Annotated in this window: 18 protein-coding genes and 3 pseudogenes; 4 read left to right on the top strand and 17 right to left on the bottom strand. The window is 61.6% G+C overall.

Features of this window, described 5'->3' with window-relative positions; translation table 11 throughout:
* Window positions 1-61: 61 nt before the first annotated feature.
* On the top strand, window positions 62-913 hold the full coding sequence (metF, locus tag P5703_RS00170) for a methylenetetrahydrofolate reductase [NAD(P)H] (protein ID WP_279642744.1): 852 nt from the start codon (window positions 62-64) through the stop codon (window positions 911-913).
* A 308-nt stretch (window positions 914-1,221) separates the two neighbouring features.
* Here the strand turns inward: metF and P5703_RS00165 are convergent, their stop codons facing one another.
* From P5703_RS00165 to P5703_RS00135, 7 genes are all read right to left on the bottom strand, one after another.
* Complete coding sequence (locus P5703_RS00165) at window positions 1,222-1,842, bottom strand: TetR/AcrR family transcriptional regulator (protein WP_042919762.1); 621 nt, start codon at window positions 1,840-1,842, stop codon at window positions 1,222-1,224.
* Window positions 1,843-1,960: 118 nt separating this feature from the next.
* Window positions 1,961-3,283 (bottom strand): TRZ/ATZ family hydrolase, encoded by a 1,323-nt coding sequence (locus P5703_RS00160; protein WP_042919761.1) that lies wholly within the window; start codon window positions 3,281-3,283, stop codon window positions 1,961-1,963.
* Between the two features lie 106 nt (window positions 3,284-3,389).
* The gene (deoD, locus tag P5703_RS00155) at window positions 3,390-4,109 is read right to left on the bottom strand and encodes a purine-nucleoside phosphorylase (protein ID WP_042919760.1); all 720 of its coding nucleotides are present in this window, start codon (window positions 4,107-4,109) and stop codon (window positions 3,390-3,392) included.
* A 2-nt stretch (window positions 4,110-4,111) separates the two neighbouring features.
* The gene (locus tag P5703_RS00150; RefSeq protein ID WP_042919759.1) at window positions 4,112-5,356 is read right to left on the bottom strand and encodes a phosphopentomutase; all 1,245 of its coding nucleotides are present in this window, start codon (window positions 5,354-5,356) and stop codon (window positions 4,112-4,114) included.
* Entirely contained in the window at window positions 5,353-6,672 is a 1,320-nt protein-coding gene (gene deoA, locus P5703_RS00145) for a thymidine phosphorylase (protein ID WP_042919757.1), read from the bottom strand. The genes P5703_RS00150 and deoA overlap by 4 nt, the downstream gene beginning before the upstream one ends.
* A 1-nt stretch (window position 6,673) precedes the next feature.
* Entirely contained in the window at window positions 6,674-7,450 is a 777-nt protein-coding gene (gene deoC / locus P5703_RS00140; RefSeq protein ID WP_095460251.1) for a deoxyribose-phosphate aldolase, read from the bottom strand.
* Window positions 7,451-7,518: 68 nt separating this feature from the next.
* Window positions 7,519-8,289: an outer membrane protein OmpK gene (locus P5703_RS00135; RefSeq protein ID WP_285585089.1), complete on the bottom strand. Its 771-nt coding sequence runs from the start codon at window positions 8,287-8,289 to the stop codon at window positions 7,519-7,521.
* Window positions 8,290-8,407: 118 nt separating this feature from the next.
* Between P5703_RS00135 and tnpB the strand changes: the two genes are divergently transcribed.
* Window positions 8,408-8,767: an IS66 family insertion sequence element accessory protein TnpB gene (tnpB, locus tag P5703_RS00130; protein WP_023098947.1), complete on the top strand. Its 360-nt coding sequence runs from the start codon at window positions 8,408-8,410 to the stop codon at window positions 8,765-8,767.
* 34 nt (window positions 8,768-8,801) lie between these two features.
* Here the strand turns inward: tnpB and P5703_RS00125 are convergent.
* Window positions 8,802-9,829 (bottom strand): annotated as a pseudogene (locus P5703_RS00125) (IS30 family transposase).
* A gap of 72 nt (window positions 9,830-9,901) precedes the next feature.
* Here P5703_RS00125 and tnpC point away from each other — a divergent pair.
* A pseudogene (tnpC, locus tag P5703_RS00120) lies at window positions 9,902-11,456 on the top strand (IS66 family transposase).
* A 187-nt stretch (window positions 11,457-11,643) separates the two neighbouring features.
* On the opposite strand, the gene P5703_RS00115 reads toward tnpC, so the two are convergent.
* The 4 genes from P5703_RS00115 to cdd all read right to left on the bottom strand — a co-directional run bounded on the left by P5703_RS00115 (window position 11,644) and on the right by cdd (window position 14,575).
* The gene (locus P5703_RS00115; protein ID WP_285585086.1) at window positions 11,644-12,645 is read right to left on the bottom strand and encodes a NupC/NupG family nucleoside CNT transporter; all 1,002 of its coding nucleotides are present in this window, start codon (window positions 12,643-12,645) and stop codon (window positions 11,644-11,646) included.
* Between the two features lie 159 nt (window positions 12,646-12,804).
* Window positions 12,805-13,785: an IS5-like element IS1384 family transposase gene (locus P5703_RS00110; RefSeq protein WP_010466230.1), complete on the bottom strand. Its 981-nt coding sequence runs from the start codon at window positions 13,783-13,785 to the stop codon at window positions 12,805-12,807.
* Window positions 13,786-13,824: 39 nt separating this feature from the next.
* Window positions 13,825-14,082, bottom strand: a complete 258-nt coding sequence (locus tag P5703_RS00105) for a Na+ dependent nucleoside transporter N-terminal domain-containing protein (RefSeq protein WP_285585074.1) — start codon at window positions 14,080-14,082, stop codon at window positions 13,825-13,827.
* A gap of 73 nt (window positions 14,083-14,155) precedes the next feature.
* Window positions 14,156-14,575 carry a cytidine deaminase gene (gene cdd / locus P5703_RS00100; RefSeq protein ID WP_095460254.1) on the bottom strand — a complete coding sequence of 140 codons (420 nt, stop codon included), beginning with the start codon at window positions 14,573-14,575 and terminating at the stop codon, window positions 14,156-14,158.
* 547 nt (window positions 14,576-15,122) lie between these two features.
* On the opposite strand from cdd, the gene rhlE2 reads away from it, so the two are divergent.
* Window positions 15,123-16,952, top strand: coding sequence for an RNA helicase RhlE2 (rhlE2, locus tag P5703_RS00095; RefSeq protein ID WP_285585072.1), 1,830 nt, complete (start codon window positions 15,123-15,125; stop codon window positions 16,950-16,952).
* 91 nt (window positions 16,953-17,043) lie between these two features.
* Here the strand turns inward: rhlE2 and P5703_RS00090 are convergent, their stop codons facing one another.
* The 5 genes and pseudogenes from P5703_RS00090 to P5703_RS00070 form a co-directional block, all read right to left on the bottom strand.
* Window positions 17,044-18,465, bottom strand: coding sequence for an AdeC/AdeK/OprM family multidrug efflux complex outer membrane factor (locus P5703_RS00090; RefSeq protein WP_285585070.1), 1,422 nt, complete (start codon window positions 18,463-18,465; stop codon window positions 17,044-17,046).
* A pseudogene (locus tag P5703_RS00085) lies at window positions 18,465-21,603 on the bottom strand (efflux RND transporter permease subunit). The gene P5703_RS00090 and the pseudogene P5703_RS00085 overlap by 1 nt, the downstream one beginning before the upstream one ends.
* A gap of 13 nt (window positions 21,604-21,616) precedes the next feature.
* On the bottom strand, window positions 21,617-22,759 hold the full coding sequence (locus tag P5703_RS00080) for an efflux RND transporter periplasmic adaptor subunit (RefSeq protein ID WP_285585066.1): 1,143 nt from the start codon (window positions 22,757-22,759) through the stop codon (window positions 21,617-21,619).
* Between the two features lie 265 nt (window positions 22,760-23,024).
* Window positions 23,025-23,600, bottom strand: coding sequence for a YceI family protein (locus P5703_RS00075; protein WP_285585063.1), 576 nt, complete (start codon window positions 23,598-23,600; stop codon window positions 23,025-23,027).
* Between the two features lie 24 nt (window positions 23,601-23,624).
* The gene (locus P5703_RS00070; protein WP_285585061.1) at window positions 23,625-24,179 is read right to left on the bottom strand and encodes a cytochrome b; all 555 of its coding nucleotides are present in this window, start codon (window positions 24,177-24,179) and stop codon (window positions 23,625-23,627) included.
* Window positions 24,180-24,281 lie beyond the last annotated feature (102 nt).

The following is a 24,281-nucleotide window of genomic DNA, read 5'->3' as shown; positions in this document are numbered from 1 at the left end:
CCGCCGACCACCGAGCCCTGGCGCTCGGGGGTCGGCGACGTGCAGCTCAAGGAATTTCTGTATGACCTCTTCGAACCGCCCGTCCATCAGCTTCGAGTTCTTCCCCACCAAGACCGAAGCCGGGCATGAAAAACTGCTGAACGTGGCGCGCCAGCTGGCCGGCTACCAGCCCGATTTCTTCTCCTGCACCTACGGTGCCGGTGGCTCGACGCGCGACCGCACCCTGAACACCGTGCTGCAACTCGACGGTGAGGTGAAGATCCCCACCGCGCCGCACCTGTCCTGTGTCGGCGACACCAAGGCCGAGCTGCGCGAGCTGCTGAACCTCTACAAGAGTGCCGGCATCCAGCGCATCGTCGCCCTGCGCGGCGACCTGCCGTCCGGCATGGGCATGGCCAGCGGCGAGCTGCGCTACGCCAACGAACTGGTGGAGTTCATCCGCGCCGAGACCGGTGACCACTTTCATATCGAGATCGCCGCCTACCCGGAAATGCATCCCCAGGCGCGCAACTTCGAGGACGACCTGGCGAACTTCGTGCGCAAGGCCAAGGCCGGCGCCGACAGCGCCATTACCCAGTACTTCTTCAACGCCGACTGCTACTTCTATTTTGTCGAGCGTGTACGCAAGCTGGGCGTCGAAACGCCGATCGTTCCGGGCATCATGCCGATCACCAACTACAGCAAGCTGGCACGCTTCTCCGACGCATGCGGCGCCGAGATTCCGCGCTGGGTTCGCAAGCAGCTGGAGTCCTACGGGGACGACATGGAGAGCATCCAGACTTTCGGCAATCAGGTCATCACCGAGATGTGTGAAGAGCTGCTTGCGGGCGGCGCACCCGGATTGCACTTCTATACCCTGAACCAGGCCGAGCCCAGCCTGGCGATCTACAACAATCTGGGGCTAACCGCCTGATGTGATCGTGTAGCCCGGCAGCGCAACGCGGCTGGGCTGCTCTCTCGGCTGAAGGCGCCCCTTCGTCACTTTAGTCGCCACAGGCGCTGTTCGGCTCGATTGTTGCTGCGCCGGTGCACATGGAGCTGATCGCCCAGCGTATCGTGCTGTTCCTAACGTAACGTTGAATGCCAGGGTTCGAGTACTCAGGGGCCGTTTCGCCGACGATTGCAACAGGCGAAAGTGCGCACAGTGCGCCATTGTGCAGATGCCCTGAAAGCCTTCCGACGGGCAACAGCGCAAAGCGACGCGACTTGCCCAGGGCGAGCTCAGGGCTCCAAACCGATCCCACGCAACACCACCGCCGTGATCGTCTGCACAGCCTGCTCGAACTGTTCGTCCGAGAGGGGCCGATTGTCGTTGAGAGCGGTGACCTGGGGCTCGAAATCGGCGTAGTGCTGCGTCGACGCCCAGATCATGTAGAGCAATGCGGACGGCTCAAGCGGCAGAATCCGCTTCTCCTCCACCCATTGGCGGATCTTCGCCTCCTTGGTCTTGGCACCGGCGGCGAGGTTTTCATCGAGCATGTCTCGGAACAGTGGTGCACCGTGCATGATCTCGTTGGCCCAGAGTCTGGAGCCGTGCGGCCTGTTGCGCGAGTGGGTCATCTTCTCGCGGATGTAGCTGGTCAGAACCACTCTGGGATCGTCGAAGTAGTGAAAGCAGGCGCCCTCTTTTTCCCACAGCCCCAGCAGGTTAACCAGCGCCTCACGGTACAGTTCTTCCTTGGTAGTGAAGTAGTAGTGCAAATTGGAGCGTGGCAGCCCGGCATGCCGTGCGATATCGGCCATCGAAGTGCCTGCATAGCCCTTCTCGGCAAACACCACTTCAGCCGCGAGAAGAATCTTTTCTACGTTCTTGCGGCGAGTTTCAATCTTTTGGTTCGTCATTCCATGCCTGGCGTTCATTTGGAGAAACAAGACTACTCCAAAGGGCATTTCTTCTGTACGACCTGGCCTGACGGCGCGGTCAAAAGGCCGCTGCGGCGGCCTGGTCTAGCCTGGCGATTCATCGGCCGATGCGTTCCTGCCAGCTTCTGGCATTGGCGACCAGCATCTTCTCATCCTGGCGCAGCAGTCGACCGTTCTCCAGTAGCTGCTCGCCAGCCACCCACAGGTGCCGGACACGATCTCGCCCTGTGGCGTAGATCAGTTGCGAGACGGGATCATACATTGGCTGTTGCGCCAGGCCTGTAAGGTCGACGGCGATCATGTCCGCCGCCTTGCCCTCTTCCAGCGAACCAGTCAGCTCACCCATGCCCAGCGCACGGGCGCCGTTGAGCGTCGCCATGCGTAGCGCGCGATGAGCATCCAGCGCGGTCGCAGAGCCAGCCACGGCCTTGGCTAGCAGGGCTGCGGTCCGGGTTTCGCCCAGCAGGTCGAGGTCGTTGTTGCTTGCTGCGCCATCGGTACCGATTGCAACGTTGACACCGGCCTGCCAGAGCCGCTCCACCGGGCAGAAGCCGCTCGCCAGCTTAAGGTTCGACTCGGGGCAATGCACGACGTGGCTGCCCGTGGCCTCTAGCAGCGCTATATCGGACGCATCGGTTTGGGTCATGTGTACCAACTGAAAATGAGGGCCAAGGACACCCAGCCGGCCGAGGCGCGCAAGCGGCCTTTCCCCGGTAACGCTTACAGCGCTCTCTACTTCATGGGCGGTCTCGTGTACATGCATCTGAACGCACGCGTTATGGCGCGCCGCGAGTTCCGCGACCTGTAACAGACTCTTGTCACCCACGGTATAGGGTGCATGCGGGCCGAATGCGGCACGAATCCGAGCGTGCCCTTCGAGCCGCTCGATCAGCGGAACGCCATGGCGAAGCGATTCTTCGACGTCCACCGCGCCGGGAATGGAAAAGTCCAGCACTGGAATAGTGATCTGCGCGCGGACTCCGGTCGCCTCGACAACATCGGTTACCACATCCGGGTAAAAATACATGTCTGAAAAGCAGGTGATGCCACCCTGGATCTGCTCGGCGATTGCCAGTGCGGTGCCGTCACGGACGAAGGTACGATCAACCCATTTCCGCTCAGCTGGCCAGATATGATCTTCCAGCCAGTTCATCAGCGGCAGATCATCGGCCAACCCGCGAAACAGGCTCATTGCCGCGTGACCATGGCAGTTGATCAGACCCGGCGCCAGGAGCATACCGGGCAGCAGCCTGACCTCTTTTGCCTGCAGCGCCAGCAACTCCTGGCGCGGCGCGATCCGGGCGATGCGGCCTCCCCGCACGGCGACTCCATGATCATGTAGAACCACGCCGGCCGGCTCGACAGGCACTAGCCAGGTCGGCAGCAGGATCAGATCCATTGGCTGGGATTTCTCGTTCATCTGGCCAAACTCCGTTGAGGGGCGACGGCATGCGCCGCCTCCTGCGATATCAATCGAACTCTGATGCGGGCAGACCGCGGTCACTGGCCCGGCGGCCAACACTCCCTTAGGATCGGCCACTGTCGCAGAGGGCATCCAGCGTCAGGCGCAACATGACGTGAAAATCTTCCTGACGCTCATGGGCTGTGAGCTTCTCACCAGTGAGGATGTGATCGCTGACGGTTAACACGGTCAGCGCCTGCTTGCCCAGTTCAGCGGCGACGCCGTACAACCCCGCCGCTTCCATCTCAACCGCCAGAATTCCCATTTTCTGCATGCGCTGGAACAACTCGGGATCCGGCTCGTAGAAGAGATCGGCCGAAAAAATGTTGCCGACATGCACGTCCTGCGCAACGGCATCGGCGTGGCGAACCAGGCGCTCGAGCAGCCGATAGTCGGCGATCGCGGCGAAATCGAAGCCACCTAAGCGCTTTCGGTTGGCTACCGAGTCGGTGCTCGCTCCCATCCCGAGAATGATGTCGCGCACCTTGACGTGGGGCTGCACAGCCCCGCAACTGCCGACACGAACGATGCGCTCGACACCGAACTGGCTGAACAGCTCATGGGCATAGATAGATAGCGAGGGAATGCCCATACCGGATCCCATCACCGATATGCGCTGGCCTTGATACGTGCCGGTAAAGCCAAGCATGTTGCGCACCGTGTTCACCTGCACGACGTCGCTCAGGTAGTTCTCGGCCAGCATCTTGGCGCGCAACGGGTCGCCGGGCATCAGCAAGGTTTCGGCAAAATCACCCGGCTGGGCCTGTATATGAGGGGTCGGCATAATCAAACAGTTCCGGTTAACTCAGGGTTGAGAAAGGATTGACCGAAAGAGCACGGCGGCAATCCGAAGAAATCGGCCAACGTCTGCCCGATGTCGGCAAAGGTTTCGCGCTCGCCCAAGCTGCCGGGGCCGACGCCATGCCCCCAGGCCAGCACCGGTATATGTTCACGGGTGTGATCGCTGCCCGGCCAACTGGGATCGCAACCGTGGTCGGCGGCGATGATTAGCAAATCCTCGGGCCCCATCTGCGCCAGCAGTTGTGGAAGGCGCAAATCGAAGTGTTCCAAAGCCGCGGCGTAACCGGCGATGTCGCGGCGGTGACCGTAAAGCATGTCGAAGTCGACGAAATTGCTGAAAATCAGTGTTCTATCCGGCGCCTCACGCAGCGCCCGTTGCGTGGCCTCAAACAGCGCCTGATTGCCATCGCCCTTATACAGCCGTGAAATGCCGCGATGAGCAAAGATGTCGCCGATCTTGCCTACAGCGAGGACCTGGCCGCCGCTCTCGCATAGGCTGACGAGAACGGTAGGCGCCGGTGGCGGCACCGCATAGTCGCGCCGGTTCGCGGTACGGGCAAAATTGGACGCGCTGTCGCCGTCGAACGGCCGCGCGATGACGCGCCCTATGTTGTAGGGGTCGCACAACCTACGGGCGATTTCGCATAAAGCCAGCAGCCGCTCCAAGCCGAAGTGTTTTTCATGGGCGGCAATTTGCAACACGCTGTCGGCAGAGGTGTAGCAGATCGGTTTGCCGCTGCGAATGTGCTGTTCCCCCAACTGCTCGATGATGGTGGTTCCCGAGGCGTGGCAGTTTCCGAGAATCCCCGGCAGGTCTCCTAAGCGGATCAAATCGTCCAGGAGGGACTGGGGGAAACTGTTCTGGGGCTCGGGGAAATAGCCCCAATCAAACAGCACCGGCACGCCAGCCATTTCCCAGTGGCCGGACGGTGTGTCCTTGCCTGTCGAGATTTCGCGGGCGTAACCGTAAGCGCCTTGCACCGGCACACTCGCCGCGAAGCCCGGAGGGAAAACACCCCCACTGGCCGCTGCCGCATGCCCGAGCCCCAGACGCGCCAGATTGGGCAGCTTCAGTTCGCCGCTTCGCAGGCTGCTGTCGGCATCTCCGCGTGCGCAAGCCTGGGCGATATGCAGCAGCGTATTGGCGCCCACGTCGCCGAAACGATCCGCATCGGCACTTGCACCGATTCCAAAGGAATCCAGCACCAGCAGTAGTGCGCGTCTTTTCATGATTCCTCCTGGCATATTTCAAGGATGGCACGCTCTGGCTGGCAGCCCTGGCTTCCCGTTTGGAAGGCGCTGAGGACCGCCGCCACCGCCTCCTCGGCACTCGCCTTATCTCGAGCATGGACCCGAGCCAGGGGCCGACTGCTGTCGACCCACTCTTCCGGAAAAGCGAGATCACTGAGGCCCACCGCTGGATCGATGCCGTCCTGAGGCCGGCGCCTGCCACCACCAAGTGCGACCACAGCGATGCCGATGGCCCGGGTATCTATGGCCTGCACGAAACCCTCGCCCGGCGCGAAGACCGGCAATACGACGGGCGCTTTCGCCAGATAGGTGTCGGGCTGCTCCACCAGATCTGTTGGCCCGCCCAATGCCGTGACCATCCGCGCGAAGCGTTGTAGCGCCTCGCCGCTCTGCCACGCAGACAGGAGAAGTTGGCGAGCCTGCGGGCGATCCTTGGCCAGGTTCGCCACCAACAGCATTTCCTCAGCAAGCGCCAGGGTAACCTCCCAAAGCCGTGTGCTGCGGACATCGCCTCGCAATAGCGCGATCGCTTCCTCGACCTCCAGCGCATTGCCGGCACTACGCGCCAGAGGCTGGTTCATATCGCTGATCAGCGCCCGGGTTTTCACACCCGCGCCATCGGCTACGGCGACGATGCTGTTTGCCAGCTCACGGGCATCCTCTGGCAGCGCCATGAAAGCGCCATTGCCGACCTTCACATCGATCACCAGCGCATCGAGACCCGCCGCGAGTTTCTTGCTGAGAATCGATGCAACGATCAGATCAATGGACTCGACGGTGCCGGTGACATCGCGAATGGAATACAGGCGTTTGTCCGCCGGGGCGAGTACGCCTGTCTGGCCGATGATGGCGCATCCCACGTCGGCGACAACTTCGCGCAGGCGCTTGATGTCAGGCTGGCTGTCATAGCCGGGGATGCTGTCAAGCTTGTCCAGGGTACCGCCGGTATGGCCCAGGCCACGCCCGGAGATCATCGGCACGAAGCAACCACAGGCGGCAAGCAGCGGTGCCAGTACCAAGCTCACCAGATCACCGACCCCGCCGGTGGAATGTTTATCCACCACCGGACCGGGAAGATCCCAGCGAAGCACATCCCCCGAGTCACGCATGGCCATGGCCAGCGCTACCCGCTCCGGCACTGTCATACCTTTGAGAAAGACCGCCATGGCAAACGCCGCCACCTGACCCTCACTGACGCTGGAATCGGCGATGCCCGCAACGAACCGAGCGATGTCTTCGTCGCTCAGGACCATGCCGTCGCGTTTACGGCGGATTACTTCTTGCGCGAGCCACATATCAGTAACCCCCCTTGCCGGAGGCGCCGTCGCTCAAGGCTAACTGCCGCAACAAGTCGTCCAGCAGGCTGGAAGCCCCGAGCCGCAGATGCTGTGGCGTAACCCAGTCGGTTCCCAGATGCGCTCCAGCCAATTCGATGTACATGCGTGCATCGGCTAGGGTACGAATGCCGCCTGCGGGCTTGAAGCCGACCCGCCCGCCGTTAGCCGCAATCTCCGCCAACATGACGTTCGCCGCTTCGGGCGTCGCATTGACAGCCACCTTTCCCGTACTGGTTTTAATGAAGTCCGCGCCTGCTGCGATGGCGTCCCGACTGGCCTGGGCAATGATAGCCGGGTCCGCCAGCTCTCCCGTCTCAAGAATTACCTTGAGCAGCACCTGGTGACCACAGGCTTCTTTGCAGGCGCGAACCAATTCCCGTCCCGCCGTGTCATCGCCTGCGAGTAACGCGCGGTAGGGATACACCACATCGACCTCATCGGCGCCGGCATTCACAGCGTCGCGGGTCTCAGCGGCCGCTGCCGTGACGTCGTCGCGTCCTGCAGGGAAGTTGGTGACCGTTGCCACCCTTACCCCGGTCCCACCCAGCTCATCGAGCGTCCGTCGCGCCAACGTCACGAAACGGGGGTAAACGCACACCGCGGCGACGTGACCGACAGGTGTCAGCGCACGGTGGCAGAGGGCACGGATCAGCTCGTCATTGTCGCTCTCGTTAAGGGAAGTCAGGTCCAGCAGGCCGATAGCCCGCCGCGCCAACTGACGGTCAGCATCAATCATAAATAGTGTCTCTGGCAGCTCAAAAAAAGCTGGCGAGCTTTGTACGCCCGCCACCGGTGAAGCAATCATTAGAAGTTGTATTTCACGGTATAAATGGTCGCGTTCTGGTAATCGTCGGGCGTTCCCAATTTGTTCATCGAATAGCGGTATTGGACGCCGGCAGTGATTTGTTCGATGGGTCGCCACCACAGTGACAATGCGCCGTTGTTGCCCATCGCCCCCGCGCTGCCGGCCACGTAATTCTCGCTCAGATAGTCTTCGTCGCGCTTGAATGTCAGTTCATGCCAGTTGGTCAGGCTGAAATCCTGTTCGAATGCCTTGAAATCGTAACCCCATACCCAGCCGAGCATATATCCGTTCATTCCACTGTAACTGGCGCTATTAACGTGTGCCGCACCGACGAAGGGCTTGAGCCACAGGCCGTTTTCAAAGGTATGCCGGTAGCCGAGGCCGACGATCTGGTCCTGCTCGCGGCTATCGAAACCGTAGTCGCGGAAATCATAGACATGCAAATAGACAGAGAACGGCGACTCGCCCAGATACAGGTGCGAGGTGATCTTGGCAGCGCTGCGACGGTTGTCGCGTCCATCGTCTTCGCGCCTATCGTTGCCGGGATTCTCAAGGTCGGCAAAACCGTAGAATTCGCCCCATTCGAAGCCGGCGCCGCCTTCAAGCTCCAGGAAAAAGAAATCACCCTTGCCTGCATTGCTGGCAGTCCGCTTTTCTGTGCCACGAGACCAGTCCAGATAGTTGAGCGACACGTTGGAAAACGACCACTGCGGGGTGAAGGCATCGGCCCCTGCGTCGGGCGCGGCAACCAACAGCGCACCGGTTGCCAACAGAGCCCACCCACCATGGATAACACCCGCTTTCTTCGTAAGCGCTCCATAAACCCCACCTGCCTATAGCCCGCAGATCAGCGGATGCTGAACTCCTGTTTTCTCTGGAGTTCATCCCATGATGCGTCCCGACGCCAAGGTCCAAAAGGTTTATCTGTATCCCAAGCCTGTCGACTTCCGCAAATCCATCAACGGACTGGCTGCGCTGGTCGAGCTGGACATCAAGGTGGAAGTGTTCAACCCGGTGCTGTTCGTGTTCCTCAATCGCACCCGCAGCCAGGTCAAGATTCTCTACTGGGAGCGCAATGGCTTCTGCCTGTGGCTCAAGCGTCTGGAAGCCGAGCGCTTCAAGACCAAACCCGATGGCGGTGACGAGGCCATTGAGCTGACGGTCGACGAACTGAACTGGCTGCTCGACGGCATCGACCTGTGGCGTAACCGCCCGCACCAGATACTGACGCCGCGCTTCGTGACCTGAGCTGGGGCGGTTGCAGAAGCTGAGTGCAACACGGTTATTGATTTGAAGCTGGAGCATGATGCCGCATAGCCATGGCTTCCTGCATCACCTCGCCCATGACTTCGATCGGGCACTTGAAATCGAAGCGTTTACGGGGCGCATATTCAGCTCCAAGGCGATGGCATTCAATTGCTCTTGACTGTGTACCGACAAGTCAGTCCCCTTGGGCAGGTACTGGCGGATCAGGCCGTTGATGTTTTCGTTGCTACCGCGCTGCCAGGGGCTGTGCGGGTCGCAGAAGTAAATAGCGACCCCTGTCTGCTGGGTGATTTCAGCATGCCGCGCCATCTCCCGGCCCTGGTCGTAGGTCATGCTCTTGCGCATCGCCAGCGGCATGCTGTTGAGCGCTGCACTGAAGCCCTCCATCGCCGAGGTCGCCGTTGCGTCGTTCATCTTCATCAGCATCAGGTAGCCACTGGTGCGCTCCACCAACGTGCCTACCGACGAGGCGTTGGCCTTACCCTTGATCAGGTCGCCCTCCCAATGCCCCGGCATCAGCCGGTCTTCGATCTCTGGCGGGCGAACATGAATGCTGACCATCTCAGGGATCTGGCCGCGCCGATCCACGCCACCAGAGCGCGGCCGGCGCGTCGTCTTGCCTTGGCGCAGGCAGACGATCAGCTCCTTGCGCAACTCGCCGACCGGCAAGGCATAGATCGCGTTATAGATCGTCTCACGACAGACGTAGGCATCTCTGAGGTTGGGTATGGTCATGCTGCGCAGCTTGCCGGCAATCTGCTCGGGAGACAAACGCTTACGCAGCATGTGGGCCACCAGTTCGAAGCGCTCGCTGCCCGGCACAAGCTTGCGCTTGGGGCGACAAACCTGGCGCCGAATGTTCATCTGTTGCTGGGCGCAGCGGGCCGAGTAAGCACCACTACTGCCTCGATTGCGCTTCAGCTCTCGGCTGATGGTCGAGGGCGACCTGTCAATCAGGCGAGCAATGCCGCGCAGGCTGAAGCCTTGAGCTTGACTGAGTTGAATGATGGCGCGCTCTTCGACGCTGAGTTCGGAATAGGACATAGGGGCAGCACCGTACCGGAAAGGTCAGGTGTTGCACTCAGTTTTCGCGGCCGCCTGGTATAATCCACGGCCATGATCGCCGTGCCCGAATCCCTTCCTGACGACCCAATCCTGCTCAAGCATTTACTGCTGCTGGCCAGTGAACAGGCGGCTGCGAAAGATGCTCGCATAGAACAACTTCAAGAACAGGTCGCCCTGCTGCGCCACAAGCTGTTCTCGCCCAAGTCCGAGCGCAGCCCTGAAGATGCCGACTCACCGCAGTTGGCCATGTTCAACGAGGCCGAAGAGCTGATCGAAGCGCTGGCCGCCGAGCCAGCCGAAGCCGAAGCCGAAGAAGTCGTTGCGCCGGTCAAGCGCCGTGGCAAACGCAAGCCGCTGCCGGCCAACCTGCCGCGTGTGGAGGTCATCCATGAGCTGCCCGAGCATGAGCGCACCTGCGTCTGCGGTGCCTGCAAGCAGGTGATCGGCGAGGAGACCAGCGAGCAGCTGGAGATCATCCCGATGCAGGTGCGGGTCATCCGCCACATCCGCAAGACCTATGCCTGCAAGGCCTGCGAAGCTGCGCCGGTCATCGCCGACAAGCCGGCCCAACTGATCGAGAAGAGCCTGGCCAGCCCCAGCGTATTGGCGATGCTGCTGACCACCAAGTACGCCGACGGCATCCCGCTGTACCGCTTCGAGAGGATGCTCAGCCGCCACGGCGTCGACATCCCACGGCAGACGCTGGCGCGTTGGGTGATCCAAAGTGGCGAGCAACTGCAACCGCTGCTCAACCTGATGCGCGACAAACTGTTCGAATACCCCGTGTTGCACTGCGACGAAACGCGTCTGCAGGTGCTGGCATGAACCGGGACGCGACCCCTCGGCACAATCCTGGATGTGGGTGCAAAGCGGTGGGCCGCCGGACAAGCCGGTGATCCTTTTCGACTACACAGCCAGCCGTGCGCAGGAGGTGCCGCTACGCCTGCTCGATGGCTACCGCGGCTACCTGATGACCGACGACTACGCCGGCTACAACGCCGTGGCCGTGCAAGAGGGCATCGAGCGGTTGGCCTGCTGGGCGCATGCGCGGCGCAAGTTCGTCGAGGCGCAGAAAGTGCAGCCCAAGGGCAAGACCGGCCGTGCCGACATGGCGCTGAACCTGATCAACAAGCTTTACGGCATCGAGCGCGATCTTAAAGAGGTCGACGACAGCGAACGCCTGGCCGTCCGCCAGCAACGCAGCCAGCCGCTGCTCGACCAACTCAAGGCCTGGCTGGACAAAACCCAGCCGCAGGTCGCTGGGCAGACGGCCTTGGGCAAGGCGGTGAACTACCTGGCCAGCAACTGGAGCAGGCTGGTGCGCTACATCGAAGGTGGGCATCTACCGATCGACAACAACCGCGCCGAGAACGCCATCCGACCGTTCGTCATCGGCCGCAAGAATTGGCTGTTCAGCGACACGCCCAAGGGTGCCACGGCCAGCGCGCAGATCTACAGCCTGATCGAAACCGCGAAAGCCAACGGGCAGGAGCCCTACGCCTGGCTGCGCCACATCCTTGAACACCTGCCTGCGGCACAGAGCGTCGAAGACTACGAAGCGCTGCTGCCGTGGAACTGCTCGCCAGCTTCTGCCTCTGCTTCCTGAAAACAAACCCGTCCGCCAGGACGGGGTTTATGGAGCGCTTACCTTTCTTCTGGCTAAAATCGTTAATCATTCGAGCTCCCTGTCTTTATCACGGTTGCGCGGCGTCCGAGGCTCGAACCGCCATCGCGGGTCTAGGCTTTAAGAGAGATACCGGCCAGCCCGTTGCGGGCCAGTCTCGGTGTCCAAGTCAGATAGAAACGAAAAGGCCTGCCAACGCTGCGCTCATCAGATTGCTGAGGCTGCCGGCAAGCACCGCCTTGAGGCCGAGTTGCGCCAGGTCATGCCGTCGACTCGGCGCCATCACACCCAGGCCGCCGATCAAGATGCCAACCGACGACAGGTTGGCGAAGCCGCACAGGGCAAAGGTCACAATCACCTGGGTCTGTGGTGACAGGGTCGTGCACGTCGCAGGGTCCAGGTAGCGGACGAAATCGATATAGGCGACGAATTCATTGAGCACTAGCTTCTGACCAATGAAGCTTCCGGCCAGTACCGACTCGCCCCAGGGGACCCCAATCACGAACGCCAGGGGGGCAAACAGGTATCCGAGAATCAGCTGCAAGCTGATATCGCCATAACCGAACCAACCACCGAACCAGCCCAGCAATCCGTTGAGCACTGCGATCAGAGCAATGAAAACCAGCAGCATGGCGCCCACATTAAGCGCGAGCTGTAGTCCGCTGGTTGCGCCGCTGGCAGCGGCATCCAGCACGTTGATCGGTTTGTCGTCCACCAGAGAATCGATGTCGCCGGGGTTGTCTTGCGGCTTCGCCGTTTCCGGCTCCATCAATTTCGCCATCAGCAAGCCGCCAGGGGCCGCCATGAAGCTCGCAGCGATCAGATATTTAAGCTCGACACCCAGGCTCGCGTAACCGATCAGCACCGAGCCGGCCACTGAAGCAAGACCTCCCACCATCACCGCGAACAACTCGGAACGAGTCATGCGTGGAATAAAGGGGCGCACCACCAATGGCGCCTCGGTCTGGCCGACAAATATGTTGGCGGTGGCCGACATCGATTCAGTGCGGCTGGTGCCGAGAACCCAGCGCAATGCGCCACCGATGACTCGAATCACCAGCGTCATCACCCCGAGGTGATAAAGCACTGCAATAAAGGCGCTAAAGAACACAATCAGCGGCAACACACGAATGGCAAACACGAACCCTTGATTGCCGAATACTTCAAACATCTTGTCGCTGCTAAGGATGGTCTGAAGTAGCCATGTATTTCCCCGGCATACCACCTGGCGCAACTTTTAAACTCGCCAAATGACCAAAAAACAATCAATTCGACGAGTATTTCTTACGTTTTCGCCACCCGGACCCCACTCCGGTGGCCATTTCCCGCATTACAGGCGCACCTCTCCTGCATTCGTCAGTAAATGTCGGCGCGCCATCCACAGGTTCGACAGAGCGAACAGTGTCACCAGTTGCGCCGTGTTTTTGGCCAAGCCGCGAAAGCGCACCTTGGTGTAACCGAACTGGCGCTTGATTACCCGGAACGGATGCTCGACCTTGGCGCGCACCTGAGCCTTGGCCTTTTCAATCTTGCGCTTGGCTTTGTACAGCACGCTGCGCTTATCGAGTTTTTTGTAGGTGCTGCGGCGTGCCGCCACCTGCCAGATAACTTCACGTCCTTCATGCTCGGGCCGCTTTTCGACACCGGTGTAGCCTGCATCGGCGCAGACCACGTTTTCGTCGCCATGCAGCAATTTGTCCACCTGGGTGACATCCGCCACATTGGCCGCCGTGCCCACTACGCTGTGCACCAGACCCGATTCGTCATCGGCGCCGATGTGGGCCTTCATGCCGAAATAATACTGGTTTCCCTTCTTGGTCTGGTGCATTTCCGGGTCGCGCTTGCCGTCCTTGTTCTTGGTCGAACTGGGCGCATTGATCAGCGTTGCATCGACGATGGTGCCCTGGCGCAGCGACAGGCCGCGGTCGCCCAGATAGCCATTGATGACAGCGAGGATGCCGGCCGCCAGCTCGTGTTTCTCCAGCAAGCGGCGGAAGTTGAGAATGGTGGTTTCGTCGGGGATGCGCTCCAGGTTCAGCCCGGCAAACTGGCGCAGGATCGTGGTTTCGTACAGCGCTTCCTCCATCGCTGGATCGCTGTAGCCGAACCAGTTCTGCAGCAGATGCACACGCAGCATCGCCATCAACGGGTAGGCCGGACGGCCACCTTCACCCTTCGGATAATGTGGCTCGATCAAAGCAATCAAGCCCTTCCACGGCACCACCCGATCCATCTCGATCAGGAACAACTCCTTGCGGGTTTGCTTGCGCTTGCCAGCGTACTCGGCGTCGGCGAAGGTCATCTGCTTCATCGGGAAACTCGGTGGGTGGGGTCGCGGTATTTTGCCAAATCAGAAAGTCTTTTTCAGAGTTTCCCTAAGTGCGCCGAACAGAAATGAAATACCCTCATTCGCGTATCCCTGCAGCGAGACCACTGATCCTGAAACACTCGTCAGCATCTCTATGCCCCAAGGGACATAAAGCACGAAGGCGCCAATGCCTGCCTGGAGTAGAAAAGCCCCCACCACGGTGCGTAGGCGAATAGCGCTGCGGTTGCTGGAAAACGCCAACGCAATCAATAGCAGTACGAAGATACCAACGAGACTCATATGGAGCTCCGATATAAGGAAGAAGAACAAGCCGATTACGCAACCCGACAGACACCCTGTCCGCCCTGTCCCATCAAAATGAAAACGCGCCCGGCAGTAACTCTTCGCTGCTCCAAACCCGGTACTGCTCGGTATCGCTGCCGCAGCAGCAGACGGGGCAGTCAGGCGCCAGCAATTCGCTAATGACCTGACGGCACGCCCCGCAGGGGCTGATGTGCTCCATTTTCGGCGCATATACAACCAGCGCCTTGAAGCTTCTCGGCGCGTATCCCTGACTGATCGCTGCGCAGAGCGCAGCGCGTTCGGCGCAGTTGGTGAGTCCGAAGGACGCGTTCTCCACATTGCAGCCAACAATGGTCGTGCCGTCGGCAGTCAACAGCGCGGCGCCTACCGGGAATTGCGAGTAAACGCAGTAAGCGTTTTCCGCGGCCCGTTTTGCCGCGTCCAACAGCGGCAGAATGCCTGCATCAATCGTCTCTTTTTTACTGCTCATCTTTACTCGATCCTCAATGATCAGGAAAACTGCCACTACAGACAGGAATCATGCAAACCCTGGGCCATTTGACCAATATTTATAATTATCCTTCTTTATCAGACACTTAACGTTTAACTCGGGAAAACAAAGCCCATCGAAATGGCATCAATGTCATGTAATCGCACCAAAATATAGACGTAGCTGTCACTTAAGACAGCTTTATTGGTGCAACGAGCCGATCAGGTTCGTCAGGGCTTTTTTACTACGGGTCCGGTTCGGGACGCCCGGCCTCGCGACGCCGCCTCGCAAGTGAAGGCTCACGCCGGGCAGGGCAAATCGCTGCAGCTGCCTTGCAATAGGTGCTGGCGCCTGAACGAAGGAAGTGCCACACTGTCAGAGCAATGCGGCGTTGACAGGCTCTGTTATACTCCGCGCTTCCGCCAGGCTTACGCCCGGATGCCGCCATCACCATGCGCGGCAGGACCGGACGGGATCGCACGCCAGTCGCGATTCGGGCCAGGCATGATCATCCCAGGGCATCGCCCCTTACAAGACAGGATTACTCATGTCCTTTGCTTCCCTCGGTCTCTCCGAGGCTTTGGCCGGTGCCGTCGAGGCCGCCGGTTACACCCAGCCTACTCCCGTGCAACAGCGGGCCATTCCCGCCGTGTTGCAAGGCCGTGACCTGATGGTCGCCGCCCAGACCGGAACCGGCAAGACAGGCGGCTTCGCCCTGCCGGTACTCGAACTGCTGTTTCCGGGTGGTCACCCGGATCGTGAACACCGCTACGGCCCGAAACAGCCGCGCGTGCTGGTGCTGACACCGACCCGCGAACTCGCCGCCCAGGTTCACGACAGCTTCAAGGTCTACGCCCGCGACCTGCCGCTGAAAAGCGCGGTGATCTTCGGCGGCGTCGGCATGAACCCGCAGATCCAGGCCGTGGCCAAGGGCCTCGACGTGCTGGTCGCCTGCCCCGGTCGCCTGCTCGATCTGGCCAACCAGAAGGCCATCGACCTGTCGCACGTGGAAATTCTCGTCCTCGACGAAGCCGACCGCATGCTCGACATGGGCTTCATCCATGACGTCAAGAAGGTCCTGGCCAAGCTGCCGGCCAAGCGCCAGAACCTGCTGTTCTCGGCCACCTTCTCCAAGGACATCACCGACCTCGCCGCCAAGCTGCTGCAAAACCCGGAGCGCATCGAGGTTACCCCGCCGAACACCACCGTCGAGCGCATCGAGCAGCGCGTGTTCCGCGTCGCCTCCAGCCACAAGCGGGCCCTGCTCGCCCACCTGATCACCCAGGGTGCCTGGGAGCAGGTGCTGGTCTTCACCCGTACCAAGCACGGCGCCAACCGCCTGGCCGAGTACCTGGAGAAGCACGGTCTGCCGGCTGCCGCGATCCATGGCAACAAGAGCCAGAATGCCCGTACCAAGGCCCTGGCCGACTTCAAGGCCAACCAGGTGCGCATCCTGGTGGCCACCGATATCGCCGCCCGCGGCCTGGACATCGACCAGCTGCCGCATGTGGTCAACTTCGAGCTGCCCAACGTCGAGGAAGACTATGTGCACCGCATCGGCCGCACCGGCCGTGCCGGGCGCAGTGGTGAAGCCATTTCGCTGGTAGCGCCGGACGAGGAGAAGCTGCTCAAGGGCATCGAGCGCATGACCAAGCAGCGCATTCCCGATGGCGATCTGCAGGGCTTCGACGCCAGCAGCATCGAGGCGGAGAAGCCGGAAGTCCGTGAGCCCCGCCAACCGCGCCCACAGCGTGGCGAGCGCAAGGCACGTGGCGAGCGCGACAAGCCGGCGGAAAAGGGTGCCGAGCAGAAGGAGCGCAATCGCCGCAGCAAGAGCAAGACGCGCAAGCCGGCCCGCGATGGCGTGGCCAGCGAAGCTCAGGGCGTCGCCCGGCCACCGCAACTGCCGCCGGATCGTGCGCCAGACGAGTTCCTCGATGACGAAGTGGACAACTTCGGCAATCGCGTCGATTACGTCAGCCCCTATCAGAACAAGCAGAACCGCGGACGCCGTACCGGCGGTCAGGCCCAGCCGGGCTCCGCACCGCGCGCAGCTGGAGCTGGAGCTGGAGCTGCCCGCAACGGCGGTGGCGGCGCAGCGGGAAGCAAGGGCAAGCGTCCCGCCGCTGGCCAGGGCCAGGCGGCGCGCAGCGGCCAGCCACGCAATGGTCAGCCTCGGCGCAAGAACGAGGGTCGGCGCATCGATGAGCCGGTCGTGACGCGTCAGGAAATGGCCAAGCCGCGCGAGAAGCAGCCGGTGATCATTCACAAGGAATCGAAGATCGATCGTCTGCCCAGCCTGGAGCAGCTCGAGCAGTTGCCGTCCCGCCCGCGTGGCGAGAAACCGGCCCTGCTGACGCGCAACCGCGAAGCCTGACCCGCGCCGGAACGAAAACGCCGCCCACTGGGCGGCGTTTTCTCATCTGCAGCACGGCGACGACCTCTTCAGGGCTGCGGCGCCATGATCCTCAGCCCTCGGGGGTGGCCTGCACTGTCTCCTGCCAGCCGCCACCCAGCGCCTTGAACAGGTTCACCTCGCTGGTCAGCTGCGCCAGACGGTCGCTGATCAGCTGCTGTTGCACGCTGAACAGCTGGCGCTGCGCGTCGAGCACGGTCAGGTAGCTGTCGACACCGGTGCGATAGCGACGCTCGGCGAGGTTGTAATAATCCTCGCTGGTCTGCAGCAGATCACGCTGGGCCTGCACCTGGCGCACATAAGTGGCCTGGGCGGCGAGCCCGTCGGCGACCTCGCGGAACGCCGTCTGGATGGCCTGCTCGTATTGCGCCACCTGGATGTTCTTGCTGATCTGCGCGTAGTCCAGGTTGGCCCGAAGCTGGCCGGCGTTGAAGATCGGCACGCTGATGCTCGGTGAGAAGCCCCAGTAGCCGGAACCGCCGTCGAACAGACCGGACAGCTCGCTGCTGGCGGTCCCTGCCGCGCCGGTCAGGCTGATGCGCGGGAAGAACGCCGCACGCGCGGCGCCGATGCTGGCATTGACCGCACGCAGCTGGAACTCCGCCTGGAGAATATCCGGGCGTTGCTGCAGCAGGTCCGAGGGCAATCCGACCGGCAACGTCGCCAGCTGGGTGCGCTCGAGACCTTCGCCGCTCGGCAGACCGGCCGGCAGGCTCTGGCCCAGTAGCAGGGTCAGGGCATTGCGGTCCTGCGCCACCAGGCGGGTGTACTGCTCGATGCTCACCCGCGCACTGTCCACCGCACTGCGTGCCTGGCGCAGTTCCAGCGCCGAGGCGACGCCGACATCGAAGCTGCGCTGGGTCAGGCCCAGGCTTTCTTCGTAGGTCTTGAGCGTGTCACGGGTAACCTGCAGCAGCGCTTGATCCGCCTGCAGTGTCAGCCAGGCATTGGCGACGCTGGCAATCAGGCTGATCTGGGTACTGCGCTGCGCGGCTTCGCTGGCGAAGAATTCCTCCAGCGCCTGGTCGCGCAGGCTGCGTAGGCGACCGAACAGATCAAGCTCCCAGGACACGCCAAACGTCGCGCTGTACTGACTGCTGATGCCCGGCTCGCCCGTCATGTTCATATCGCCAGGCGTGCGGCTGCGCGTCCCCGCGCCGTCGGCACTCACCGCCGGCAGCACATCGGCGCGCTGCACGCGATACAGCGCGCGATAGGCATCGACGTTGAGCGCCGCCACACGCAGGTCACGGTTGTTCTCCAGCGCCACCTCGATCAGCTGCTGCAGCGCCGGATCACGGAAGAACTCGCGCCAGCCAAGAGCGCGCTCGGACGCCTGCGTCGTGTCTTGCGGATAGGCCTCGCCTTGCGGCCAGGCGACCGCGACCGGTGCGTGCGGACGTTCGTAGTCAGGGATCAGCGAGCAACCGCCCAGCGCCGCCATCAGCGCCAGGCTCAACAGAAACTTGTACATCACTGCGAATCCTCCTTCACACCCTCGTTGGCGGACTTCGAGCGGTCGAAGAACGTGCAGATCATCACGTAGAACAACGGAATCCAGAAAATCGCCAGCACCGCAGCGGAGATCATCCCGCCGATCACGCCAGTACCGATGGCGTGCTTACTGCCCGCGCCAGCCCCGGAAGCAAGCGCCAGCGGCACCACCCCGAGAATGAACGCCAGCGACGTCATGATGATCGGCCGCAGACGCATGCGGCATGCCTGCAATGCCGCATCGACATGGCTCATGCCCTGCTCGTGCAGCGCCTTGGCGAACTCCACGATAAGGATCGCGTTACGGGCCGACAGACCAATGGTAGTGACCAGGCCCACCTGGAAGAACACCTCGTTAGACAGCCCGCGCAGCAAGGTGAAGGCCAGCGCCCCGACGATACCCAGCGGCACGACCAGCATGACCGAGAACGGAATCGACCAGCTCTCGTAAAGCGCCGCCAGGCAGAGGAACACCACCAGCAGCGACAGGGCATAGAGCGCCAGCGTCTGCGAGCCAGCCAGGCGTTCCTCGTAGGACTGGCCTGTCCAGGAATAGCCCACTCCAGGTGGCAGCTGGGCGGCGATGCGTTCGACCTCGGCCATGGCATCACCGGAACTGTAACCAGGCGCCGGCTCACCGAGCATCTCGATCGCGCTGACGCCGTTGTAGCGGGACAGCTTCGGCGAACCGTAAGTCCATTCGCCGCTGGCAAAGGCGCTGAACGGCACCATCTCGCCGGCATCGTTACGCACATACCACTTCTGCAAATCCTCAGGGCTCATGCGCGCGTCCGGAACGCCCTGCAAATACACCTTCTTCACCCGCCCTCGATCGATAAAGTCATTGACGTAGCGCCCACCCCAGGCGATCGACAGGGTGCTGTTGATCTCCGCCAGCGAAATGCCCAGTGCCCGCGCCTTTTCATCGTCGATAAGCACCTGATACTGCGGTTCGTCGCGCAGGGTATTGGGCCGCACCCGGGTCAGCACCGGACTCTGGCTGGCCAGCTGCATGAACTTGTCGCGGGCCTGCTGCAGCACTTCCTGGCCAACGCCGGCGCGGTCCTGCAGGAACAGGTTGAAACCGGTGGCGTTACCCAGCTCCATCACCGCCGGCGGCGCAAAGGCGAATACCTGAGCGTCACGGAAACTGGCGAAATGTTGCTGCGCACGCTGAGCCAGGGCGAATACGCCGTCCTCCTCGTTGGTCCGCTCGCTCCAAGGCTTCAGGCTGATGAAGGCGATACCCGAGCTCTGACCGCGGCCGGCGAAGCTGAAGCCGGTCACGGTAAAGACGGAACGAACGATGTCGCCCTCCTCTTCCAGCAGATAGCTGCGCATGGCGTCGATGCTCTGCTGGGTGCGCTCGGCAGTCGAGCCCGACGGGGTCATGACCTGAGCGAACAGGACGCCCTGGTCCTCTTCCGGCAGGAAGGCGCTGGGAATGCGGTTGAACAGCACCACCATGACGCCGACGATCAGCACATACAGCAGCAGGAACGGCGCCTTGCGCTTGAGCACGGCTTTCACACCGCGCTCATAGCCATTGACGCTGCGCTCGAAGGAGCGATTGAACCAGCCGAAGAAACCGCGTTTCTCGTGATGGTCGCCCTTGTCGATCGGCTTCAGCAATGTGGCACACAGCGCTGGCGTGAAGATCAGCGCCATCAGTACCGAGAGCACCATCGCCGATACGATGGTGATCGAGAACTGCCGGTAGATGACCCCGGTCGAGCCTCCGAAGAAGGCCATCGGCAACAGTACCGCCGACAGCACCACACCAATGCCGATCAGCGCACCCTGGATCTGGCCCATGGACTTGCGCGTGGCTTCCAGCGGCGGAGAGACCCTCCTCGCGCATCACCCGCTCGACGTTCTCCACCACCACGATGGCGTCGTCCACCAGCAGACCGATTGCCAGAATCATGGCAAACATGGTCAGCGTGTTGATGCTGAAGCCGAACACCGCCAGTACGCCGAAGGTGCCCAGCAGCACCACCGGTACCGCGAGCGTCGGAACCAGCGTCGCGCGGAAGTTCTGCAGGAACAGGTACATCACCAGAAACACCAGCACGAACGCTTCGAGCAGCGTTTGCATGACACCGGTGATGGAGGCGGAGATGACCGGCGTAGTGTCGTACGGGTAGACCACATCGACGCCCGGCGGGAAGAACGGCTTGAGCTCCTCGATGGTCTTGCGCACGCCTTCGACAGTATCCAGCGCGTTGGCGCCAGTGGCCAGTTTCAGCGCGAGGCCGGCGGCTGGCTTGCCGTTGAAGTGTGCACTGACGGAATAGTTTTCCCCCCCCAGCTCGACCTTGGCGACATCACCCAGGCGCACCTGCGAGCCGTCGCTGTTGACCTTGAGCAGGATGTTGCGGAACTGCTCCGGAGTCTGCAGACGGGTCTTGCCGATCACCGTGGCGTTGAGCTGCTGCCCGGGCAGCGCCGGCAAGCCACCCAACTGGCCGGAAGACACCTGGACGTTCTGCGCCTGGATCGCCGAGCTGACATCCTCCGGCGTCAGACTGAAGTTGTTCAGCTTGGCTGGATCGAGCCAGATGCGCATCGCGTACTGGGCACCGAACACCTGAAAATCGCCCACGCCCTTGGTGCGGGAAATCGGGTCCTGCATGTTGGCGACGATGTAGTTGGCCAGGTCGCGTTGATCCAGACTGCCGTCAGTCGATACCAGACCGATGATGATGAGGAAGTTGCGCACGGCCTTGGTGACGCGGATGCCCTGTTGCTGAACCTCTTGCGGCAGCAGCGGCGTTGCCAGCTGCAGCTTGTTCTGCACCTGGACCTGAGCGATATCGGGGTTGGTGCCCTGATCGAAGGTCACGGTGATTTCCATGCTCCCGTCGGAGTTACTCGACGAACTGATGTAGCGCAGCCCGTCGATACCGTTGAGCTGTTGTTCGATGACCTGCACCACGGTGTCCTGCACGGTCTGTGCAGACGCGCCCGGGTAGCTCACCGAGATACCGACCGCGGGTGGGGCGATGCTCGGATACTGGTTGACCGGCAGGTTGAGGATGGACAGGCCGCCGGCGAGCATGATCACCAGAGCAATCACCCAGGCGAAGATCGGCCGGTCGATAAAGAAGTTGGACATGACTAGGAACCCCTCAGCCTTCTTGGCCTTGGGGTTGTGCAGACACCCCACCGCGATTATCGACATTGGTAGCCGGAGCCACCTCGACCTCGACCCCCGGCTGGATGAACTGCAGGCCTTCGGTGATCACCCGATCACCCGGTTGCAGCCCTTCGCCCACCAGCCAGCGATTGCCCACCGCGCGCTCGGTCTTGATCGGGCGCAGCTCGACCTTGTTCTCTGCATTGACCACCATGGCGGTCGGCTCGCCCTTGGTATTGCGCGTCACGCCCTGTTGCGGCACCAGGATCGCCTCGCTCTTGAGACCGGCGACCAGCTGCGCATGGACGAACATGCCCGGCAACAGAATCTTGTCCGGATTGGGGAAGACGGCGCGCAGGGTCACCGAACCGGTACCAGGGTCGACCGTCACTTCGCTGAATTCGAGCTTGCCCTCATGGCCGTAATCGCTGCCATCTTCCAGTTTCAGGCTGACCCGCGCGGCGTTCTCGCCGGACTTCTGCAGCCGGCCTTCGGCCAGATCGCGGCGCAGCGCCAAGAGATCACGGGCAGGCTGGGTGACATCGACATAGATCGGATCGAGCTGCTGAATGGTCGCCAGCTCCTGCGCCTGGCCATTGCTGACCAGCGCACCTTCGGTGACGGCGGAACGGCCGATGCGGCCGGAGATGGGCGCCAGCACCTTGGTGTAGCGCAGGTCGATGCGCGCGCGCTCCAGCTCTGCTTCGGCCTGCAGGCTGGCTGCGCGGGCCTCGTCATAGGCCTGCTTGCTGACGGCCTGGTCCTTGACCAGCTCGGCATAACGGTCGGCCAGCGACTTGCTGGACGCCACGCTCGCCTGGGCGCTCTTCAACGTGGCTTCGTATACCGATGGATCAATCTGATACAGCTGCTGCCCGGCCTTTACGTCACTGCCTTCGGTAAACAGGCGCTTCTGGATGATGCCGTTGACCTGCGGTCGCACCTCGGCGATGCGGTAGGCGCGGGTACGCCCGGGCAGCTCGGTGGTTACCGCGAACGGCTCCGCCTGCAGGGTCACGATACCGACCTGGGGCTTCTGCTGGGCCGGAGGTGCTGCTTCTTCCTGACAGCCGGCCAGGAAAACAGCCATGGCGAGAATGGACATCAGGGCAGCATTGGCTGACTTGATTGGCATGGTTAGACCTCTTGAAAACCTGGCAGGCGGGAGTGGGCAACAGCACACCGCAGACGCGGAGAGCGGAAAGGGCCGAAATATACTTACATCCATGACTGTCTGTAAACCTGAAAAGACTCGTCGGACCTGCTGCAAATATTGCAAAAGGTGTGTTCATAGGCCCGTTCGCCACAGCTTTGTCCGCTGCGCAATCCGCGCCGATACATAATCCAGGCAAACGCAGAACGCCGGCAAGATGCCGGCGTTCGGGTTCCACGGGGAGCGTTTACTTGCGCACACCTTCGACCGAGATGATCAGATCGACCGTTTGCGACGCCGGCCCGAGGTCCATCTTGATGTCGAAGTCCTTCAGGGTCAGGGTTGTGCTGCCCTCGAAACCGGCGCGGTAGCCGCCCCAGGGATCGTCGCCCTCACCGATGAACTTGGCCGCGATCACCACCGGCTTGGTCACACCGTTAAGGGTCAGATTGCCGGTGATATCGGCGGTGCCTTCACCCGTGGACTTCACCGATGTCGATTCGAAGGTGGCCGTCGGGTGCTTGGCGACATTGAGGAAGTCATCGCTGCGCAGATGCTTGTCGCGCTCGGCATGATTGGTATCGACGCTGGCGGTCTTCAGCGTGACCTTGACCTTGCTCGCTTCCGGCCTGTCCGCATCGAAGCTGAAGCTGCCATCGAAATCCCTGAACGTGCCCCACAGCCAGCTATAGCCGAGGTGGCTGATCTTGAAGTTGACGAAGGCGTGCTGGCCTTGCTTGTCAATGGCGTAATCGGCCGCGAATGCCTGGCCGCCGACCAGTGCGGACCCAAGGAACAGTGCCGCGAGGGTTTTCTTGAGCATCAGTGATTCTCCTGTCTTTGATGATTAATCGGCATTGAAACCAAGCATGCGCCTGAGCGTCGCATCGCGATCGATGAAATGATGCTTGAGCGCGGCGAGGGCATGCACGACGGCAAAGATCACCAGCGCCCAGGCGGCATACTCGTGAACCAGCCCGGCACGATCGGCCTGGTCCGGAATGGAGGTGATGAGCGCCGGTACGTCGAACAGGCCGAACACACCGATCGGCCGGCCGTCGGCAGTGGAAATCAGGTAGCCGGAGATCATGACGACGAACAAGCCGAGGTAGAGCAGCCCATGCCCGAGCTTGGCAGCCCTTTGGGTTAGCCGGCCCTGGCTTGCCAACGGCCCCGGTGCCGGACTGATGAAGCGCCAGAGCACCCGCAGCAGCATGACCAGAAACAACACAATGCCAATGCTCTTGTGTAGATCCGGCGCGGTGCGGTACCAGCTGCTGTGGTAGTTCAGCCCGACCATCCAGAGGCCCAGGGCGAATAATCCGAAGACCGCGACGGCCACCAGCCAGTGCAACGCGATACTGGTCAGCCCGTAGTGCGTGGAAGAGTTGCGCCAGCGCATCGAATCCATCCTTTAATTTCGAGGGTTAGAAGCCTAGCCGGTTACCTATCGGAATAGAGCGCATTTTTTCGCTTTGAAACATCGAGCAAATCGATAACTGAT

Origin of the sequence: Stutzerimonas sp. FeSN7 (genome assembly GCF_030263795.1) — a bacterium.
Lineage (GTDB): Bacteria > Pseudomonadota > Gammaproteobacteria > Pseudomonadales > Pseudomonadaceae > Stutzerimonas > Stutzerimonas stutzeri.
The sequence above is the reverse complement of the archived record's forward strand: the minus strand, read 5'-3'. Positions and strand labels throughout refer to the sequence as shown.

Bases quoted from the DNA above. Each gene is read 5' to 3' on its own strand.
- metF (WP_279642744.1), top strand. From the start codon at position 62: ATGACCTCTTCGAACCGCCCGTCCATCAGCTTCGAGTTCTTCCCCACC.
- P5703_RS00165 (WP_042919762.1), bottom strand. From the start codon at position 1,842: ATGACGAACCAAAAGATTGAAACTCGCCGCAAGAACGTAGAAAAGATT.
- P5703_RS00160 (WP_042919761.1), bottom strand. From the start codon at position 3,283: ATGAACGAGAAATCCCAGCCAATGGATCTGATCCTGCTGCCGACCTGG.
- deoD (WP_042919760.1), bottom strand. From the start codon at position 4,109: ATGCCGACCCCTCATATACAGGCCCAGCCGGGTGATTTTGCCGAAACC.
- P5703_RS00150 (WP_042919759.1), bottom strand. From the start codon at position 5,356: ATGAAAAGACGCGCACTACTGCTGGTGCTGGATTCCTTTGGAATCGGT.
- deoA (WP_042919757.1), bottom strand. From the start codon at position 6,672: ATGTGGCTCGCGCAAGAAGTAATCCGCCGTAAACGCGACGGCATGGTC.
- deoC (WP_095460251.1), bottom strand. From the start codon at position 7,450: ATGATTGATGCTGACCGTCAGTTGGCGCGGCGGGCTATCGGCCTGCTG.
- tnpB (WP_023098947.1), top strand. From the start codon at position 8,408: ATGATGCGTCCCGACGCCAAGGTCCAAAAGGTTTATCTGTATCCCAAG.
- P5703_RS00115 (WP_285585086.1), bottom strand. From the start codon at position 12,645: ATGTTTGAAGTATTCGGCAATCAAGGGTTCGTGTTTGCCATTCGTGTG.
- P5703_RS00110 (WP_010466230.1), bottom strand. From the start codon at position 13,785: ATGAAGCAGATGACCTTCGCCGACGCCGAGTACGCTGGCAAGCGCAAG.
- P5703_RS00105 (WP_285585074.1), bottom strand. From the start codon at position 14,082: ATGAGTCTCGTTGGTATCTTCGTACTGCTATTGATTGCGTTGGCGTTT.
- cdd (WP_095460254.1), bottom strand. From the start codon at position 14,575: ATGAGCAGTAAAAAAGAGACGATTGATGCAGGCATTCTGCCGCTGTTG.
- rhlE2 (WP_285585072.1), top strand. From the start codon at position 15,123: ATGTCCTTTGCTTCCCTCGGTCTCTCCGAGGCTTTGGCCGGTGCCGTC.
- P5703_RS00090 (WP_285585070.1), bottom strand. From the start codon at position 18,465: ATGTACAAGTTTCTGTTGAGCCTGGCGCTGATGGCGGCGCTGGGCGGT.
- P5703_RS00080 (WP_285585066.1), bottom strand. From the start codon at position 22,759: ATGCCAATCAAGTCAGCCAATGCTGCCCTGATGTCCATTCTCGCCATG.
- P5703_RS00075 (WP_285585063.1), bottom strand. From the start codon at position 23,600: ATGCTCAAGAAAACCCTCGCGGCACTGTTCCTTGGGTCCGCACTGGTC.
- P5703_RS00070 (WP_285585061.1), bottom strand. From the start codon at position 24,179: ATGCGCTGGCGCAACTCTTCCACGCACTACGGGCTGACCAGTATCGCG.